Source organism: Candidatus Aquiluna sp. IMCC13023 (assembly GCF_000257665.1).
In the GTDB taxonomy this organism is placed as follows: Bacteria; Actinomycetota; Actinomycetes; order Actinomycetales; family Microbacteriaceae; genus Aquiluna.
This window is the reverse complement of record NZ_AJKR01000002.1, coordinates 395,928-413,554: the sequence shown is the minus strand read 5'-3', so window position 1 is coordinate 413,554 and position 17,627 is coordinate 395,928. Positions and strand designations below refer to the sequence as shown.

The following is a 17,627-nucleotide window of genomic DNA, read 5'->3' as shown; positions in this document are numbered from 1 at the left end:
ATTTAGTAAACCCTAGCGAAGGACTTTTTCGCTCATTGACTTAGATCCTCGCGATACAGCAATCGCGCCTGACTGAACCAATTCTTTTATGCCAAATGGCTCTAAGACCTTCAAGAAGGCCTGGCACTTAGCGGTGTTTCCGGTGACCTCGATTACGACGGCATCACTAACAACATCGATAACTCGAGCCCTGAACAAAGTGACTGCCTCTAAAACCTGCGACCTAGTCGAAGAGTCGGTTCGAACCTTGACCAACATGTGGTCTCTGGCAACCGAAGTTTCTTCTTCGAGTTCAACAATTTTTAGAACGTTGATTAGCTTGTTGAGCTGCTTTGTTACCTGCTCAAGTGGCAGGCCATCCAAGCTGACAACAACGGTTATTCTGGACACGCCCTCAATTTCGGTGGTTCCAACGGCTAGTGACTCGATGTTGTAGCCGCGCCTGGCAAACAGGGCAGCGACTCGGGTAAGAATTCCTGGCTTGTTTTCAACCAACAGCGAAAGCACATGCTGAGTCGTCATTACTCATCACCATCCCAAATCGGTGCTGCATCTCGGGCATATTGAACCGCGTCATTCGAGATTCCTGATGGCACCATTGGCCAAACCATAGCGTCCCGGCCGACTATAAAGTCAATTACGACGGGTCGATCGTTGGTTTCCATCGCAAGCTTGATAGCCGCATCAACATCTTCGATCTTCTCGACCCTGATTGCTAGGCAGCCATAGGCCTCTCCAAGCTTCACGAAATCCGGAACCATGATTGTGTCGGTTCCAGTATTCAAGTCCGTGTTGGAGTAGCGAGAGTTGTAGAACAAGGTCTGCCACTGCCTGACCATCCCAAGCGAAGAGTTGTTGATGATGGCGACCTTGATTGGAATGTTGTTAATGGTGCAGGTCGCAAGCTCCTGATTTGTCATCTGGAAGCAGCCGTCGCCATCAATCGCCCAAACTAAGCGGTCTGGCTGAGCGACTTTGGCGCCCATAGCGGCTGGAACTGCGTAGCCCATAGTTCCCAGTCCGCCGGAATTAAGCCAAGAATTAGGTCGCTCATACTTAATAAACTGTGCAGACCACATCTGGTGTTGGCCCACTCCAGCAGCGAATATTGCCTCTGGGCCAGATAGCTCACCAATGCGCTGAATGACGTACTGAGGCGAAAGCTTTCCGTCCTCCGTCTCGCTGTAGCCAAGAGGGTAGCGCTCCTTGAGCCCGTTTAGAAAAACCCACCAGTCTTCGTAATCAGGCTTTGAGTTCTTCATCTGCGCCTTCAACTCGGCAATCAACATCAAGATCACGACCTTGGCGTCACCAACTATCGGCACATCGGCGTGACGAATCTTTCCGATTTCGGCAGGGTCAATATCGACGTGGATGACTTTTGCACCCTTAGCAAAGCTCTTAATGTCACCCGTTACACGATCATCAAAACGGGCGCCAAGGGTGATCAGCAGGTCAGATTTCTGCAAAGCAGTTACAGCCGGAACCGTTCCGTGCATTCCCGGCATACCTAGGTGCTGGGGATGCGAGTCAGGGAAGGCACCTCTGGCCATCAAGGTCGTGGTGACTGGAGCGTGAAGCAATTCAGCCAATGCAAGAAGTTCATTGCTTGCCTCGGCCCGAATAACTCCACCACCAACATAAAGAATTGGCTTATGGGACTTAAGAATGAGTTCAGCTGCTGCCTGCACCTGCTTGCCATGAGGATCAGTGATGGGCTTAAAGCCAGGAAGGTCGATCTTCGGCGGCCAAGAGAACTCGAACTTTCCGTTCTGGGCGTCCTTGGCAAAGTCAATCAAAACCGGGCCTGGTCGTCCGGTCGTAGCTATTTCATAGGCGGCCGCAACGACGCCGGGTATGTCCTCGGCGCGAGTAACCAAGAAACTGTGCTTAGTAATCGGCATTGTTATTCCAACAATGTCCGCCTCTTGAAAGGCGTCGGTTCCAATTGCAAATGAATTCACCTGACCGGTGATTGCAAGCATTGGAACTGAGTCCATGTGAGCATCTGCGATTGCAGTTACCAGATTTGTAGCACCCGGACCGCTTGTAGCAATACAAACTCCAACTCTTCCACTTGCTGCCGCGTATCCTTCGGCAGCGTGACCGGCACCCTGCTCGTGCCTAACCAAGATGTGGCGAAGCTTTTTTGAGTCCATTAGCGGGTCATATGTGGGCAAAATTGCTCCACCGGGCAAGCCAAAGACCGTGTCGACGCCGAGCAGCTCGAGCGAACGGATTAGTGCTTGCGCCCCGGTTAGGGTCTCGGTTGCCATGATGTCCTTTTCAACTCAATTATTAGCCGCAGTACGCGCCCTCGGAAGCCGAGTGCACAAGCTTAGAATATTTCGCTAACACACCGCGGTTGTATCGCGGTGGCAATGGCTGCCAGTCCTTACGACGATCAGCCAGCTCCTCTTCGCTGACGAGTAAATCAAGCGAGCGAGCTGCGATGTCGACTCGAATCAAGTCTCCATCGCGAACCAGAGAAATTGGCCCACCGTCGGTGGTCTCTGGTGATACGTGGCCGATACACAGTCCGGTTGTGCCGCCTGAGAATCTGCCGTCCGTTAATAGTAGAACATCTTTACCCAATCCCGCACCCTTGATAGCCGCAGTGAAGGCAAGCATCTCACGCATTCCTGGTCCACCCTTGGGTCCTTCGTAGCGAATCACCACTGCATCGCCAGACTTGATCTCGCCATTATTGAGAGCATCTATAGCTGCCCCTTCGCGATCAAAGACCCTTGCCGGCCCCTCGAAAGTAGCCAACTCAAAACCTGCGGTCTTTACAACAGCACCTTCTGGCGCCATCGAACCGTGCAGCACATTGATCCCGCCTCGCTTGCTCATCGGGTTGTTCATAGCGCGAATAATTTTTCCATCTGGGTCCGGTGGTGAAATATCCGCTAAGTTTTCGGCCATTGTCTTGCCAGTCACGGTCATTACATCTCCGTGCATTAGCCCAGCATCTAGAAGTGCCTTCATAAGCACTGGAACGCCGCCGACGCGATCAACATCGTTCATCACATATTGCCCAAAAGGCTTCAGGTCGCCCAAGTGGGGAACCTTGTCAGCAATGCGGTTGAAATCCGCAAGCTGAAGGTCAACTTCTGCCTCGCGGGCAATCGCCAACAGGTGGAGGACAGCATTTGTGGAACCGCCGAACGCCATCAAAACCGCAATCGCATTTTCAAAAGCCGGCTTAGTCATAATCTGACGAGCAGTGATGCCCTTGTCTATCAAGTTCACTACCGCCTCGCCAGAACGGTGAGCCCAAATGTCTCGTCTGCGATCAGCCGATGGTGGTGCAGCCGAACCAGGAAGGCTCATGCCGAGTGCCTCGCCGATGGAAGCCATGGTGTTGGCTGTATACATACCGCCACAAGCGCCCTCTCCCGGGCATATTGCGCGTTCAATTCGACCGAGGTCCTCTTCGCTCATTTTGCCGGCCTTGCAGGCACCAACGGCTTCGAAAGCATCGATGATTGTCACCTGCTTCTCGGTGCCATCGGTTAGCTTCACCCAACCCGGAGCGATCGTACCCGCGTACAAAAATACAGATGCAAGATCCAGTCTTGCGGCTGCCATTAGCATTCCCGGCAGTGATTTGTCACAGCCGGCAAGCAATACTGAGCCGTCCATTCGTTCAGCCTGGATCACGGTCTCGACAGAGTCCGCGATTACCTCTCGAGACACGAGTGAAAAGTGCATACCCTCGTGACCCATTGAGATACCGTCCGAAACTGAAATCGTTCCAAACTCCATTGGCCAGCCGTTTGCCTGACGGACGCCAACTTTTACGGCATCTGCAAGACGATCTAGAGACAAGTTGCAAGGAGTAACTTCATTCCAAGAAGAGGCAACGCCAATTTGTGGCTTAACCCAGTCGTCGTCACCCATACCCACGGCTCGGAGCATTCCGCGGGCTGGTGCGCGCTCAATTCCATCGGTTACATCATGGCTTCTTGGCTTCATGTGATTGGTCATGGGTTAATCTTACGATTTATATCGCGATACTCTGGTCGTGTGGAAAATCAAGACACAACAAAGGTGCCGACCGGTCTGGCGCTTTATAATCACGCGGCCCACCGAGCCAGCAAAGAAGTTATCTACTCCTATTCGACTTCTTTTGGCATGGCAACCAGGGTCCTAAACAAAGACTTACGTCACCACATAGAGAACATTTACGCGCTGGTTCGGGTAGCCGATGAAATTGTTGATGGCAGTGCTGCTCAAGCCTCGGCGGCATCAGACGGATTTGACCCGGGCGTGCTGCTAACCGAATTTGAAAACGAAACCTACTTGGCACTGGAACGCGGCTTCAGCACAAACCTAGTAATACATGCATTTGCTGTAACCGCTAGAGAAGTTGTAATCAAAAAAGACATCATTGAGCCTTTCTTTTTCTCGATGCGGCAAGATTTGACAGAAACGATTCATGATCAAAAATCTTTCCAGGTTTATGTATATGGCAGCGCCGAGGTTGTCGGCTTGATGTGCCTGGCTGCATTCGTCCATGGCAGGGATTACACCGAAGAGCAAAAACTGCTCTTGGTCAAGGGCGCTCGTGCGCTAGGCGCAGCGTTTCAGAAGGTGAACTTCCTAAGAGATCTTGCTGCCGATTTTGACAAGCTCGGACGCAGTTACTTTCCAGGGGTTGCCATAAAGACCTTTGACGAAAAGACCAAAAATAGATTGGTCGAAGATATCCAAAATGATTTGCGAATTTCCGCTTTGTCGCTACCACTACTGGAATCATCCGCGAGAAAAGCAGTAACGGCAGCTCAGTTTTTGTTTCAGGAACTCAACGACAAAATATCTAAAACCCCCGCCGAGGAACTAATTCGGACCCGTATCTCTGTTAACAACTTACGGAAGCTATTCGTGCTTGCCAAAGCCCTATTAGGAGTAAAGCCTTGAGTAATAAAACTGCCGTTGTCGTTGGTGGAGGAATCGCCGGTCTTGCAAGCGCAGCACTTCTAGCCAAGGCAGGAATGAAAGTTCAGCTTTTCGAGGCAAACGCCACCCTTGGCGGTCGCGCCGATGTCTGGGAGAAAGACGGCTTCCGCTTTGACATGGGCCCGAGCTGGTACTTGATGCCGGATGCCTTTGAGCAGTTCTTCAAGCTAATGGGCACCTCGGCCAAGGAACAGCTCGACCTAGTGAGACTAAACCCGGCTTACCAAACTCGAAACGAGGGTCTGGGTGATGCACTCTTAATGCCGGATAACGTCGAGGGCATAAAAGAGCTGTTTGAATCAATTGAAGTTGGGGCAGGCGAAGGTCTCCAGAGATATCTAGACAGCGCAGAGGATGCCTACGACCTTTCGATTAAGCACTTTTTGTATACAAACTTCCAAGATGCCAGAAGCTTCGTGCAGCCGGAGGTAATTGCGAAACTTGGCCGATTCATGAAGTTACTACTCAAGCCGCTGTACTCATTTTCCGGGGAATACGTCAAAGACGATCGCCTCAAGAAAATGCTGAACTTTCCAGCCGTCTTTTTAGGTGCTTCCCCGTACGACACTCCAAGCATGTATCACCTAATGACTCACGTCGACATGAACCAAGGAGTGTTCTACCCTCAGGGTGGACTCCACAGTGTCATTGAGGCTATCGCCCGGCTTGCAAAGCAATACGGCGTCGAGATTCACACCAGTTCACCGGTCACAAAGATCCTGACCGACGGCAACAAGGCCGTTGGCCTTCAAGTCGGTTCCTCGGAATATTTGGCCGATGTCGTTGTCGCGAGCGCCGACCTGCATCACGTCGAGACTAAATTGCTTGAAAAAAAGCACCAGACTTACCCGCAAAAATTCTGGGATAAGAAAACCCCGGGCCCTTCGGCGATGCTGATCTACTTAGGGGTCAAAGGCAAGATAGACCAGCTTGATCACCACACGCTTTTGTATACCAAGGACTGGAGCACTAATTTCTCCGAGGTGTTTAGAAAGGCTGATGGAAAGAGTCACGTACCGTCACCGGCGTCGCTATACATCTGTAACCCTTCTAAGTCAGATGCATCAGTTGCCCCAGATGGGCACGAGAACCTTTTCGTACTAGTACCCATTGCTCCGGACCCGGTTATTGGCCGAGGTGGCATTGAGCGAAGTGGTGATGAGGATTTCGAGGCTGCCGCCGACAAGATAATCGATCAGATTGCGAAGTGGTGTGACATCCCCGACCTTCACGAGCGCATCGTGGTTAGGCGCACCATGGGGCCAGGTAACTTCGAGTCGGAACTAAATGCCTGGAGCGGTACCGCACTTGGTATGGCTCACACTTTGACCCAGAGCGCATTTTTTAGGCCGAAGAACTACTCCAAGAAACTGAAGAACCTGTTCTACACCGGCCACAACACCATTCCGGGCATCGGCTTGCCGATGTGCCTAATCGGTGCTGAGCTGGTTTATAAACATCTGACAAACGACCGCAGTTCTGGACCCATTCAAAAAGAGCTAACCGAGGTTCAAAGGTGGAAAGGCATTAGTTGATTGATGCGCTAACCCCTTTTGCTTACCTGGCAGCACTTGTTTTATCGATAACCGGGCTTTACCTTCTTGACCGGCGTCACAAGCTGGCATTCGCCTCATCCCCTAGGGCTGCAGCACTCTCGATTGGAATTGCAGTTGCTCTGTTCCTGGTTTGGGATTTAGTCGGAATAGCCCTCGGGATATTTTTTCGCGGTAACGCCCCTCAGCTTTCCGGATTACTGCTTGCACCAGAACTGCCTCTCGAGGAACTGTTTTTCCTTATTTTGTTGAGCTATAACTCACTGCTTGTCTACCTAGGTTTTGCAAGGTGGTTGAAAAAATGACCTACCTTTTGCTGACTGTAACGGTGATGGCCCTCGTGGCTATTTACGCATTCTTGATGCGCCACTGGTGGGTCACAAGGCCACTGGTGGGAACTGCTTTTGTAATGCTTACACTCACTGCTATTTTTGACAACGTGATAATCGAAACGGGTATCGTCGCATACGACCAGGAGAAAATTTCCGGCATCATGATAGGCGTCGCTCCCATCGAGGACTTTGCCTACACGGTGCTTGCGATCGTCCTGGTGCCCTCGCTGTTCAATTTTTTCAGGACTAAATTGTGAAACTAATTTCCAGGCTTGTGGTTTCTTCAAGGCCAATTTCCTGGGTAAACACCGCCTTCCCGTTCGCAGTTGCCTATTTCCTCGGGTCAGGAAACATCGATGTCACCTTGGTTGTTGGCGCTTTTTTCTTCCTAATTCCCTACAACTTGCTGATGTACGGGGTGAACGATGTTTTTGACTATGAGTCTGATCTCACGAACCCGAGAAAAGGCGGGCTAGAGGGAGCTCTTCTGGAACCTAAATATCACGCGGCCACCCTCCGGATCTCAACCAGCCTTGCGGCGCCGTTTGTGATTTATCTTCTTGCAGTCGGCAGTGTTTTTTCCGGGGCGCTCTTGCTCTTAGTCATTTTTTCGGTCGTTGCCTACTCGGCCAAGTATTTGCGCTTCAAAGAGATTCCGGTTCTGGACTCCTTCACCTCCGCCCTGCACTTTATTGGTCCAATGCTCTTTGGGCTTGCACTTGCCGGGACAAGTCTCATGGGTGAAGTTGTGATGATGGCAACAATCGCATTCTTCCTATGGGGTATGGCCTCCCACGCTTTTGGCGCGGTTCAAGACATTAGGGCCGATAAAGAAGCGAACATCGCGTCGATCGCCACTTTTTTTGGTGCCCGCTTGTCGGTAAAGCTAGCTTTTGGAGCCTATTTACTGGCGGCTCTGATGCTGCTGGGGCTGCCGGGTAGATTTCAGTTTGCGGCCCTAGCCGCACTCCCGTACTTGTTTGTCACTGCAAGAGAGTTCAGAATCACTGATGAGACCTGTGAAACTGCCAACAGGGGTTGGAAGAGATTTATCTGGCTGAACTTTTTTGCGGGCGCGATTATCTCGTCACTCTTGATTGGCCCCAGCTAAATAGCCCTCCAGCTAATTAGATGCGATCTTGAGAAACTCGGCGCACATAGCTTGCAGCTAAGAACAGAACTAGGCCTGCGCATTCGGTAGTGCTTGTGGCCCGCAGTACACTCCCCCAAATACTTTGCACTGGATTCGGCGATCACCCCACCATCGAGTTTTTCGTGACGATACCCGAGCAGAGAAGCTTGTTGTTTCCAGAGCCTTCCGTGACCAACAGACCTCCCGACCAAAGCGTGAGCGACCTCGTGAAGCAACACCTGATGGATTTGATCCAGATCTGCCGTCGCAACAAAATGCTTGCTCAAAGTGATTCGCTTCTTTGAGTAGTCACACTGACCGGCTCTTCTGATCGCTCGATCGAAACCAAAAGAGTAGTTAATGACCCCGTGAGCTTGGAATAGCTCAAGTGCCATCTGTTCAATCTGGGCATTGGTGACTGAGGAATCGCTTTTTTCTAGAGAGGTCATGCTTTTAGTGTTAGCCCTCGCATAGCTCGCTGATGCGCCTGACAGCCTCGGTAATTCTTGGTTTGGAACTTGCGAAATTGAACCGGATAAAACCCTTGAAGTCATCTTGCGGGCTGTGATCGGGACCTGCGATCACTGACACCTTCGCCTCGCTCAAAATAGTTTTTGCCAAATCAGAAATGCGATAAGCCTCAAGGTCGATCCACGCCAAATAAGTTGCTTCCATCTGGAACATCTTTGCCCTTGGCAGCCTGGTGGCCACCTCGTGACGAAGATGCTCGAGGTTCTCCTGGAGGATGATTACCGTTTCATCGAGCCAGGGGGTCCCGGATTCGTAAGCGGCAACCATCGCGTGAGCACCGAGGATAGAGGACCGCCACTGCATTGCATCTGGCAACCTCGAAAGCTTGTTTCTCACCTGATCGGACTGGGTAATTAGAAAACCCGCTTTTAGTCCTGCTGTATTCCAGCCCTTCGAACTTGAGGTAATGGTCACCCCTGTTTCTATAGCGTGCTGGCCGAGAGACAAATAGGGTGTGAATGGACCCCAGCTAAGCGGTGCATGAATTTCATCAGAAATTACCAGTACATCAAACTCCTGAGCCATCAGAGCAATCTCAGTTAGCTCCTGAGCCGAGTGAATGCGACCCACGGGGTTTTGTGGTGAGCAGAGCAGGTAAACCTTCACGCCGTTTTCAAACTGCTCTCGAATAGCGGCTAAGTCCAATTTCCAAGTGTCACCGTCTAACTGCAGGGGCGCATCTACAGGTTCACATTCGGCTTCTTTTAGCCACCCAAAGAATGCCGTATACACGGGAGAATTTATAAGAACCTTTTCGCCCGGAGTGGTAACAGCCTTAAGGATTTCGACCGCAGCGGCGGCAACATCGCTGGCCAGCTTTATGCCGCCGGGCTCTACTTTCCAGCCCCAACGGTTTAGGGCAAAACCCCCAAAGGCTGGACCAATCTCAGGAAATGGGCCCTGATAGCCAAGGTCAGAATTAGCAACCATTTGACTGAGTCGATCTCGAATCGGCTTTGCGACATCAAAGTCCATCTCCGCCACGTGCATCGGCAGGACTTCTTCTGGAAACCTTCGCCACTTAGAGCTTGATCGATTGGCAAAATTAGTAAAATTATTTGGGTCTTGCATGCTTCGATTATGCCCTAGAAGCCAAACAGCAAGTAGCCCGCGATGAAAAACATCACGAGGGCAATTAGCGAATCAAGAATGCGCCAGAACTTCATCGATGATGTGAGCGGCGCCAAGAGTCTCGCGAAGTAACCCAGGCCAAAGAACCACACAAAGCTTCCAATGCTCGCACCTAACCAAAACCACCATCTGTCATTTACAAACTGATTGCCAATTGATCCAAGCAAAATAACGGTGTCTATGTAGACGTGAGGATTCAAAAACGTAAGCGCTGCCGCAGTCCCGATTGCCTTTGCCAAGTTCGATTTTGCTTGCCCGCCTGATTCCAGGGTGCTGGGTCTAATTGCCCTTCGAATTGAACTGATTCCAAACCACACCAGATAGGCAGCTCCACCAAAGCGCAGAACTACCAATAACCAAGGAACAGATTCGATGACTGCCCCGAGGCCCAAGATGCCAGCACCTATCAAAACCGCATCAGCAACCGCGCAGAAAAGGACTACGGCGAAGATGTTTTGGCGCTTCAGTCCCTGCCTCAGAACAAAAGCGTTCTGCGCTCCGATGGCAATAATCAAAGCCAAGCCGCTGGCGAAACCGGTAGTGACTGCTAGCACGGGACCCTAACTAAGAATTAGCCTTGACAGAAAATTGGAAATAAATTCTTGTCAAAGCCTATTGAAAAAAAGCATGACTCTAGAAACTGGAACTACAGCCCCAGAATTTACCCTTGTGAATCAGGATGGACATAGCGTCTCTCTTGCTGATCACGCGGGTAAAAACGTGATTGTCTATTTCTATCCCGCAGCCTCGACACCTGGCTGCACGGTTCAAGCCTGCGATTTTAGGGACAACATAAACTCACTTAAAGCACTCGGCTACGTGGTCCTAGGGGTTTCTCCTGACAAGCAGAGCAAGCTAAAAACATTTCAAGAAAAACAAAGCTTGAACTTCGATCTTCTTTCCGATGAGGATAGCCAGGTTCAAAAGACATATGGCGCCTATGGCGCGAAGCAAATGTATGGCAAGGAATACATGGGCACGATTCGGTCAACTTTTGTGGTTGACCCGGCCGGCAAGATTAGTCACGCTTTCTACAAGGTCAAAACAGCAGGACACGTTGCCTTCCTGAAAGAGCAGCTCGGCCTCTAGCCACGAAGTGGAAGCAAAACTCCGATGGCAATAAAAATGCCGCCGAAGACGCGATTGAAATTTTTGCCAGCTCGAACTAAAAGCGGCTTGATTCGGTCTGCCAACGAAGCCACGGTGAATTCATAAATAAATTCGATCACGATAAACGTCATTGCCATCAGCAAAAACTGCGTGAAAAGTGATTCTCGCGGGTTCACAAACTGCGGCAGAAACGCAACGAAGAACAGGATGCCCTTTGGGTTGCTCACGGCTGAAATCAAACCTTGACTGAACAGCGTTCTAAGCTTTCCATTGCCAGCGTTCTTGGACCGTGAAATATTGATCGGCTCGGATCTGATTAGCTGAAGACCCAGCCACACCAAATACGCCCCACCGAGCCACTTCATCATCACCAGCAGGCCCGCCCAGGTCGCCAACAGTGCTCCGATGCCGAACATCGAAAGCCCGATGACCAACCCGAACCCGAGAGACCCTCCGGCGATTGTCGCAAGAGTCTTTTTGGTCCCGTGTAGCGCTCCGTGAGTCAGGGCCAAAAGACCGTTTGGCCCAGGAGTAAGCGATAGCCCGATTGCCGCAAGAGTGTAAAGAGACCAGGTTTGCCACGTCATGTGTAAATAGTGCCAGTAAAGCTAGCTAATTAACGCTTCATTTTTCTTCGAAACGGACACAGCGAGCTTGTCGGGTTTCCTGGTGGACATACCCGCCACAATCACAAGAGCAGACCCAATAATTACCAAGTTCTTCACAATGTACTGACCCTCGAGGGTCAGGCCGAAAGGAACAACCGTGAAGCAGACTTCGGGAAGTAGCACAAGTGGCAAGAAGGTTCCAGGCATCTGAAACGCAAGAAGAACTATGCCGGCTCGTGTTAGCGCTGGAACCAAGAAAGCAACTCCGATTGCAACTTCCCATAATCCAAGCAGCGGAACAATAATCTCCGGTGTCAACCAGTAAATGGTTGCCGCAACCAAGTCATAGGCAGGGGATAATTCACCGATCATCTTTAGAGCACCAAACCAGATGAAGATGATTCCGATGGCATACCTGAGAAACGGAACGCCAATCTTGGTAGAAAACCGGATCATGTATTTATCGAACTGGGCTTCTAACTTTGTGACGAACTCTTTGATAATCATTTGGCTTCCTATAGACGCTCGAACTTGCTGATTTGTGAGTGGATTTGATGCCAAGCGTCTTTGGCCGGCGACTTATAAAAAGAACACGCATACCGGCCTACCAATTCCCATATTTGCCAAAATGCTTCGGCAGTACTCAAGGCGAGAATAAACGCGAACAGCAAAGCTCTTGGGGCGCACAGTCACTAGAAAGACAAAGGCCCCGACCTAATTTTGTTCGCTGACCCTTACAGTGACTTGCGGCCAAGAATCTGCTAGCAAAGTGAGAGTGACTTCACTCAAGCGAAGCCTTTGGTTGCCCGCCTCATAGAAATTATCCTCCGCTAACCAGGCCTCAATTGCGGACCTAACTTGGGGCCATTCGCTATCCAAAATTGAAAACCATGCCGTGTCACGGCTGTGGCCCTTCACAATCGCGGCTTGCCTGAACACACCCTCAAATGACATGCCTAATCTCGCAGCAGCTCTAATCGATGGTGCGTTTAGCGCGTTGCACTTCCACTCGAGGCGTCGGTAGCCAAGATCAAATGTGTTTTTCATCATCAAGTACATCGCCTCGGTGGCAATGGGCTTTTTCTGCATCAAGGGCGAGAAAGTTAGCCAGCCAATCTCGATTGAGGACGCCCTTTGGTCAATACGAAGGTAGGCAGAAACACCAACTGCCTTGTTGGTCTGCTCGTCGATGATTGCGTAAAAAGCTGGGTCTTGCTGTCCTTGCACATGCTGCACCCAGGACAAAAATTCATCCGCGGACTGGAAGGGGCCCTGGGGCAAGTAGGTCCAGAGCGAGTCGGATACATCGAGGCTAAATGCTTCAAAGAGATCTTGGGCGTGAGACTCAGCGCTTAGTGTCTCGAGTCTGCAGAGGGATCCGGAAAGCGCGATGCCTGTGTCTGGCAGCGCGGGCTTAGCCGCTTGACCCACCTCAATGCCAATCGGAGCGCCGTTGGCATGCGGCATTGAATTTAGAAGCACTAGCTAAGACTACGGACCTGGGGGCCCGCTTTTGCGCACGATGCTTGAAAATGAGTAACCTAGCGAAACTGGAGAAAAGCCTGCAGAAATCCGCTCCGGCAAAGTTATGTGACCGAGTGCTTTGGTGGGACTGGGCTTCTCCAACCGTCAAGCACTTCGACCACGACGGTACTAATTGACTTTGCCGAAGTGGGATCGCGGGCTAGTCGTATTTGACTAAACGCACCCCAGAGGGCACCAATCAGGAAATCAGCTCTGATCTCAGGATCTAGGATCTGGTCCGACTCGAGCGACTCGATAAACACGCTGCGAAACAGATCGCGATACTGAGCGATCTCCCTGTTCACAGCCGCTGTCGGTTTGTCGATTTCGAAGACTGTGTTCACCATTAAGCAGCCGTTGCGGCGAGGATCCTCCTCATCAGAAGGCGAAGAAATGCGCTCGAAAAAACGCACGATTGAGTCAATCGATGGTGATGCGAACATCTTGTCCAAGTTTCTTGAGACACGACCCCGGTAACTAGCTAAGACTGTAAGAAAGAGTTCATCTTTCTCGCCGAAGGTGTTCGCCAGGCTCCTTATCCCAACCCCAGTGATTAATTCAATGCCTCGATACGTGGTCGCACTGTAACCGCGGCGCCAGAATGCTTCCATCACTGTTTCAAGAAGGTCTTGCTCATCGAACGACCTTGGTCGCGCCATCTTTATCCATCCCTCCGATTTCAGGGCTGAGAACACCCGAATTTCGATTTTACAACACTAGTTGCAATAAATGTAAAGAAGGGTTAGTGTTTATTTATGCAACAGATGTTGCAGAATTAAGGAGTATTCAAATGGAACCGCAAACAGACACCACCACGGTAACGATCGAGGCATCCGCAGACTCAGTCTGGAGACTGCTGGCCGACGACTTCCTTGAAAACGCGGCCTGGGCACCCGGAGTTATTTCATCCGCTCAAAATCCCGCAACTCCTGACGGTGTCAACGGAAGCCGGTTTGGAGGTCGCGTGAGCGAAATTGAAGGGCTCGGTCAGGCAGACGTCCGTATCGTGGACTTCGACGCTCCTACGAAAATGCTGAGCTACACACTTGCAGCCCAGAACGTGCCCCCGTTCATGGAAAAAATTCAAAACACTTGGGTTGTTACTGCTGTAATGGACGGTGCCTGCACTGTTTCCTCCACAATTGATATAACGATCGCCTCGTCGGCCCCGGAAAGTGAGAACATCTCAAAGGCCATCAACGGGATGTTTGGTCAGATTGCCGCGGCGATGGTGGCTCTAAAAACATACGTTGAGGCCAACCCGGAGTTTGGCAAGAACTGAATCGTGGTCTAGTGCCGGCTACTCAGTGACTCCTGATGTTCTCGAGGTCCTGATTAGCCTGCGTCCCAAACACGTGGTCCGTTCGGTTCTTATCGGATGTGATTCACGGGTGAAGAAAAATTGAGCCAAAAAGATAAACCCCCATGTGAATCCATGGGGGTTTATCAGCGTTTGGGTAGCGCCGGTTGATCTGATTTGAGTGCAGTTGGTCTGAGGTTTCGCTTAGTGCAGATCAACCCGATCTGCATTCATCACCTTTACCCATGCCGCCACGAAGTCTGCGACAAATCTCTCAGTCGAATCGTCCTGGGCATAGACCTCGGCATACGCACGCAGTACTGAGTTGGAACCAAAGACCAAATCAACCCTGCTGGCGGTGAACTTCACCTGACCGTTATTGCGGTCACGCATGTTGTATGAGTTGTAACCGCTTGGCTCCCAAACGTAGGTCATGTCAGTTAGGTTCACGAAGAAGTCAGTTGTTAGCTGTCCCTCGCGCTGGGTCAGAACACCGTGCTTAGTGCCGGCGTGGTTTGCACCAATCGCTCGCAAGCCACCAACCAGAGCGGTCATTTCCGGAGCCGTCAACCTCATCAGCTGGGCCCTGTCTAGCATCAGCTCTTCAGGACTCACGGTGTAGTCCTTCTTGACCCAGTTTCTAAAAGCGTCATGAATTGGCTCAAGGGGAGCAAATGATTCTGCGTCGGTCCACTCCGGTGTCGCGTCTCCACGACCGGGGGCGAACGGAACTTCAACGTCGTGACCGGCAGCCTTAGCTGCCATCTCAACGCCTAAGTTACCTGCCAAAACAATCACGTCGGCAACGCTCGCGTTGCTAGATTCTGCGATTGGCTCAAGAACTGACAGCACGCGCTCTAGCCGCTCTGGCTCGTTTCCTTCCCAAGTGCGCTGCGGCTCGAGTCGGATTCTTGCTCCGTTCGCACCACCGCGCATGTCACTTCCACGAAAAGTTCTCGCAGAATCCCAGGCGGTTGCAACCATGTCTTCTGCCGATAAGCCGGCAGCTGCAATCTTTGCCTTGAGTGCCTTTACGTCGTAATCCATGTTTCCGGCAGGAACTGGATCCTGCCAGATAAGGTCTTCGGCTGGAACATCGGGCCCGAAGTAGCGACCCTTTGGTCCCATGTCACGGTGAGTGAGCTTGAACCATGCCCTCGAAAACACCTCTGACAGCTGGTCGGGGTTCTCATAGAAATTCTTGGAAATTTCGCGGTAGATCGGATCCTTGATCATTGCCATATCGGCATCGGTCATAACCGGGTTGTGGCGAATCGTTGGATCCTCAACATCAACTGGCCTGTCTTCCTCCTTGATGTTGATCGGCTCCCACTGCTTAGCACCGGCCGGGCTCTTTACGTTTTCCCACTCGTAGGTGAACAGAAGATAGAAGTACTCGTTGTCCCATCTGGTTGGATTTGTGGTCCAAGCACCCTCAAGACCGGAAGACACTGTTTGGTTGCCGACACCACGAGTGGTGTGGTTCATCCATCCAAGACCGGCCTCGTGAAGACCAGCAGCCTCTGGAGTTGCCTCTAAGTTTTCGGCCCTACCAGCTCCATGCATCTTGCCAACGGTGTGACCACCTGCGGTGAGCGCAACGGTTTCTTCGTCATTCATGGCCATGCGAGCAAAAGTCTCACGGACATGCTGGGCAGTCTTCAGCGGGTCTGGATTTCCATTGACCCCCTCTGGGTTCACGTAGATCAGACCCATCTGAACTGCCGCCAGTGGGTTTTCCATGGTCGAGGCATCATCAACATTTTCATACCGACTTTCGGAGGGCTCTAGCCACTCCTTTTCACTTCCCCAGTAGATGTCGGTTTCTGGGTGCCAAATGTCCTCTCTTCCAAAACCAAAACCGAATGTTTTCAAACCAAACGACTCATAGGCAATATTTCCGGCAAGGATCATCAGATCCGCCCATGAAACTTTGTTGCCATATTTCTTCTTTACTGGCCAAAGCAATCTTCTGGCCTTGTCTAAGTTCACGTTATCTGGCCAGGAGTTCAGTGGAGCAAATCTCTGGTTTCCGGTTCCGCCGCCGCCTCGACCGTCAGCAGTTCTATAGGATCCTGCCGCATGCCAAGCCATGCGAATCATCAATCCGCCGTAGTGCCCCCAGTCCGCAGGCCACCAAGACTGGCTATCTTTCAGTAGAACATCCAAGTCTTGCTTGAGAGCCTCAACATCTAGCTTCTTGAGCTCTTCCTGGTAATCAAAGTCTTTGCCAAGCGGATTGGTCTTTGTGTCGTGCTGGTGCAGGATCTCAAGGTTTAGCGCATTTGGCCACCAGTCCTTCTTGCCTGTTCCTTCAGTGGTCTGGGATCCGTGCACTATTGGGCAGGTGCCTTGGGTTTCCATGCTGAGTATCTCCTGTGGTTTCTCGGTCAAGTAAATCTGGATCGAGTGACTGAAGCCTAACTCCTCGTTCGCCATTGACACTATGTACTTATTGGCCAAGCAGCTTAGCCATGGCAATAATGGAATTTAGGAGAATTTGAGCGCTGCACCCACAGGCTCAACCTCGGACTGGGAGTCCGAAATCACAGCCCAGCTAATTGAGAGACCTCTCACGATTTTCCCAGAGTTCAGCTCTAAACCCAATTAGAGTTTCGAGAAACATAGTCATTATCGAAAGAGGCAAAAATAATGAAGCCAGAAACAAAACTTGGCAAGCAGCTGCAAACATTCAACAGATTTGCAGGCTTGTTTCACTTGATTCAGGCCATCGCGCTTTTCTTCATCTTGAACAGCGATACCAAGATCCCTGTTATCACGAGGTTCTTTACCGATACCCCAGAGGGCATCCGCCCTGTGAGCGAGACCTTGTTCGAATTTCCAATTGCCCTGATTGCTCCAATCTTCCTGTTGCTTTCAGCAATCGCACACCTGCTCATCTCTGCTCCGTTCTACATCCAGCGCTATGAGCAAAACATTGCCAAGGGCATCAATCCACCGCGCTGGTGGGAGTACTCAATCAGTTCCTCACTGATGCTGGTTGTGCTACTGATGCTGGGTGGTCTCATAGAGATTTCAGCGATCGTGCTTATCTTCACGCTGAACTTCATCATGAACCTGATGGGTCTGGTTATGGAAAAGTACAACCAACTGACCGAAAAGGTGAGCTGGTTGCCATTCAACATCGGAGTTGTAGCCGGAATAGTTCCTTGGATTATGGGTGGGCTTTACTTCTGGGTTTCCACCAACAACATTGCGGACGCTATCCCCGTCTATGCGCAGTTTGGTTTCCTGCTTACCTTTATCTTCTTCAACACCTTCGCTATCAACATGTTCTTGCAATACAAAAAGGTTGGAAAGTGGAAGGACTACCCATACGGCGAAAAGGCCTACATAGTCCTAAGCCTGGTATCAAAGTCAGTACTTGGTTGGGTAATCGTGCTCGGAACCATGGGGGTTTAGCTCACAAGCTAAATTTAAGGC

19 protein-coding genes are annotated in these 17,627 nt (G+C 51.0%); 8 read left to right on the top strand and 11 right to left on the bottom strand.

Annotation, left to right across the window (positions count from 1 at the left end; genetic code table 11):
- Positions 1 to 12: 12 nt before the first annotated feature.
- Genes ilvN through ilvD form a run of 3 tightly spaced genes read right to left on the bottom strand, consistent with a single transcriptional unit; the run spans position 13 to position 3,990 of the window.
- The gene (gene ilvN, locus IMCC13023_RS03000) at positions 13 to 522 is read right to left on the bottom strand and encodes an acetolactate synthase small subunit (protein ID WP_007541098.1); all 510 of its coding nucleotides are present in this window, start codon (positions 520 to 522) and stop codon (positions 13 to 15) included.
- The gene (locus IMCC13023_RS02995; RefSeq protein WP_007541096.1) at positions 522 to 2,276 is read right to left on the bottom strand and encodes an acetolactate synthase large subunit; all 1,755 of its coding nucleotides are present in this window, start codon (positions 2,274 to 2,276) and stop codon (positions 522 to 524) included. The genes ilvN and IMCC13023_RS02995 overlap by 1 nt, the downstream gene beginning before the upstream one ends.
- Before the next feature lie 22 nt (positions 2,277 to 2,298).
- Positions 2,299 to 3,990 (bottom strand): dihydroxy-acid dehydratase, encoded by a 1,692-nt coding sequence (ilvD, locus tag IMCC13023_RS02990; RefSeq protein WP_007541094.1) that lies wholly within the window; start codon positions 3,988 to 3,990, stop codon positions 2,299 to 2,301.
- A gap of 39 nt (positions 3,991 to 4,029) precedes the next feature.
- On the opposite strand from ilvD, the gene IMCC13023_RS02985 reads away from it, so the two are divergent.
- Genes IMCC13023_RS02985 through IMCC13023_RS02965 form a run of 5 tightly spaced genes read left to right on the top strand, consistent with a single transcriptional unit; the run spans position 4,030 to position 7,958 of the window.
- On the top strand, positions 4,030 to 4,923 hold the full coding sequence (locus IMCC13023_RS02985) for a phytoene/squalene synthase family protein (RefSeq protein WP_007541091.1): 894 nt from the start codon (positions 4,030 to 4,032) through the stop codon (positions 4,921 to 4,923).
- Positions 4,920 to 6,497, top strand: coding sequence for a phytoene desaturase family protein (crtI, locus tag IMCC13023_RS02980; RefSeq protein WP_007541089.1), 1,578 nt, complete (start codon positions 4,920 to 4,922; stop codon positions 6,495 to 6,497). The genes IMCC13023_RS02985 and crtI overlap by 4 nt, the downstream gene beginning before the upstream one ends.
- Entirely contained in the window at positions 6,494 to 6,820 is a 327-nt protein-coding gene (locus IMCC13023_RS02975) for a lycopene cyclase domain-containing protein (protein ID WP_007541086.1), read from the top strand. The genes crtI and IMCC13023_RS02975 overlap by 4 nt, the downstream gene beginning before the upstream one ends.
- On the top strand, positions 6,817 to 7,104 hold the full coding sequence (locus tag IMCC13023_RS02970) for a lycopene cyclase domain-containing protein (RefSeq protein ID WP_007541084.1): 288 nt from the start codon (positions 6,817 to 6,819) through the stop codon (positions 7,102 to 7,104). Before IMCC13023_RS02975 ends, IMCC13023_RS02970 begins: the two co-directional genes overlap by 4 nt.
- On the top strand, positions 7,101 to 7,958 hold the full coding sequence (locus IMCC13023_RS02965) for a prenyltransferase (RefSeq protein WP_007541082.1): 858 nt from the start codon (positions 7,101 to 7,103) through the stop codon (positions 7,956 to 7,958). The genes IMCC13023_RS02970 and IMCC13023_RS02965 overlap by 4 nt, the downstream gene beginning before the upstream one ends.
- Here IMCC13023_RS02965 and IMCC13023_RS02960 read toward each other — a convergent pair.
- Genes IMCC13023_RS02960 through IMCC13023_RS02950 form a run of 3 tightly spaced genes read right to left on the bottom strand, consistent with a single transcriptional unit; the run spans position 7,955 to position 10,195 of the window.
- The gene (locus IMCC13023_RS02960; protein WP_007541080.1) at positions 7,955 to 8,428 is read right to left on the bottom strand and encodes a SprT-like domain-containing protein; all 474 of its coding nucleotides are present in this window, start codon (positions 8,426 to 8,428) and stop codon (positions 7,955 to 7,957) included. The two genes, IMCC13023_RS02965 and IMCC13023_RS02960, sit on opposite strands and share 4 nt — an antisense overlap.
- Positions 8,429 to 8,438: 10 nt before the next feature.
- Positions 8,439 to 9,581, bottom strand: coding sequence for a MalY/PatB family protein (locus IMCC13023_RS02955; protein ID WP_007541078.1), 1,143 nt, complete (start codon positions 9,579 to 9,581; stop codon positions 8,439 to 8,441).
- A 14-nt stretch (positions 9,582 to 9,595) separates the two neighbouring features.
- The gene (locus IMCC13023_RS02950) at positions 9,596 to 10,195 is read right to left on the bottom strand and encodes a LysE/ArgO family amino acid transporter (protein ID WP_007541076.1); all 600 of its coding nucleotides are present in this window, start codon (positions 10,193 to 10,195) and stop codon (positions 9,596 to 9,598) included.
- Between the two features lie 73 nt (positions 10,196 to 10,268).
- On the opposite strand from IMCC13023_RS02950, the gene bcp reads away from it, so the two are divergent.
- Positions 10,269 to 10,730 carry a thioredoxin-dependent thiol peroxidase gene (gene bcp / locus IMCC13023_RS02945; protein WP_040324857.1) on the top strand — a complete coding sequence of 154 codons (462 nt, stop codon included), beginning with the start codon at positions 10,269 to 10,271 and terminating at the stop codon, positions 10,728 to 10,730.
- Here bcp and IMCC13023_RS02940 read toward each other — a convergent pair.
- The 4 genes from IMCC13023_RS02940 to IMCC13023_RS06995 form a co-directional block, all read right to left on the bottom strand.
- Positions 10,727 to 11,338 carry a LysE family translocator gene (locus IMCC13023_RS02940; RefSeq protein ID WP_007541071.1) on the bottom strand — a complete coding sequence of 204 codons (612 nt, stop codon included), beginning with the start codon at positions 11,336 to 11,338 and terminating at the stop codon, positions 10,727 to 10,729. The genes bcp and IMCC13023_RS02940 overlap by 4 nt on opposite strands.
- Before the next feature lie 21 nt (positions 11,339 to 11,359).
- Entirely contained in the window at positions 11,360 to 11,866 is a 507-nt protein-coding gene (locus IMCC13023_RS02935) for a hypothetical protein (RefSeq protein WP_007541069.1), read from the bottom strand.
- A gap of 207 nt (positions 11,867 to 12,073) precedes the next feature.
- Positions 12,074 to 12,841, bottom strand: a complete 768-nt coding sequence (locus IMCC13023_RS02930) for a GNAT family N-acetyltransferase (protein ID WP_007541065.1) — start codon at positions 12,839 to 12,841, stop codon at positions 12,074 to 12,076.
- A 104-nt stretch (positions 12,842 to 12,945) separates the two neighbouring features.
- Positions 12,946 to 13,542 (bottom strand): TetR/AcrR family transcriptional regulator, encoded by a 597-nt coding sequence (locus IMCC13023_RS06995; RefSeq protein ID WP_007541062.1) that lies wholly within the window; start codon positions 13,540 to 13,542, stop codon positions 12,946 to 12,948.
- Positions 13,543 to 13,673: 131 nt separating this feature from the next.
- Here IMCC13023_RS06995 and IMCC13023_RS02920 point away from each other — a divergent pair, with 131 nt between their 5' ends.
- Positions 13,674 to 14,165: an SRPBCC family protein gene (locus IMCC13023_RS02920; RefSeq protein ID WP_007541060.1), complete on the top strand. Its 492-nt coding sequence runs from the start codon at positions 13,674 to 13,676 to the stop codon at positions 14,163 to 14,165.
- A gap of 222 nt (positions 14,166 to 14,387) precedes the next feature.
- Here IMCC13023_RS02920 and katG read toward each other — a convergent pair whose 3' ends face one another.
- On the bottom strand, positions 14,388 to 16,646 hold the full coding sequence (katG, locus tag IMCC13023_RS02915; RefSeq protein ID WP_249859691.1) for a catalase/peroxidase HPI: 2,259 nt from the start codon (positions 16,644 to 16,646) through the stop codon (positions 14,388 to 14,390).
- A 189-nt stretch (positions 16,647 to 16,835) separates the two neighbouring features.
- On the opposite strand from katG, the gene heR reads away from it, so the two are divergent.
- A complete protein-coding gene (heR, locus tag IMCC13023_RS02910) occupies positions 16,836 to 17,606 on the top strand; it encodes a heliorhodopsin HeR (protein ID WP_007541057.1) in 771 nt (256 codons plus the stop codon).
- Positions 17,607 to 17,627 lie beyond the last annotated feature (21 nt).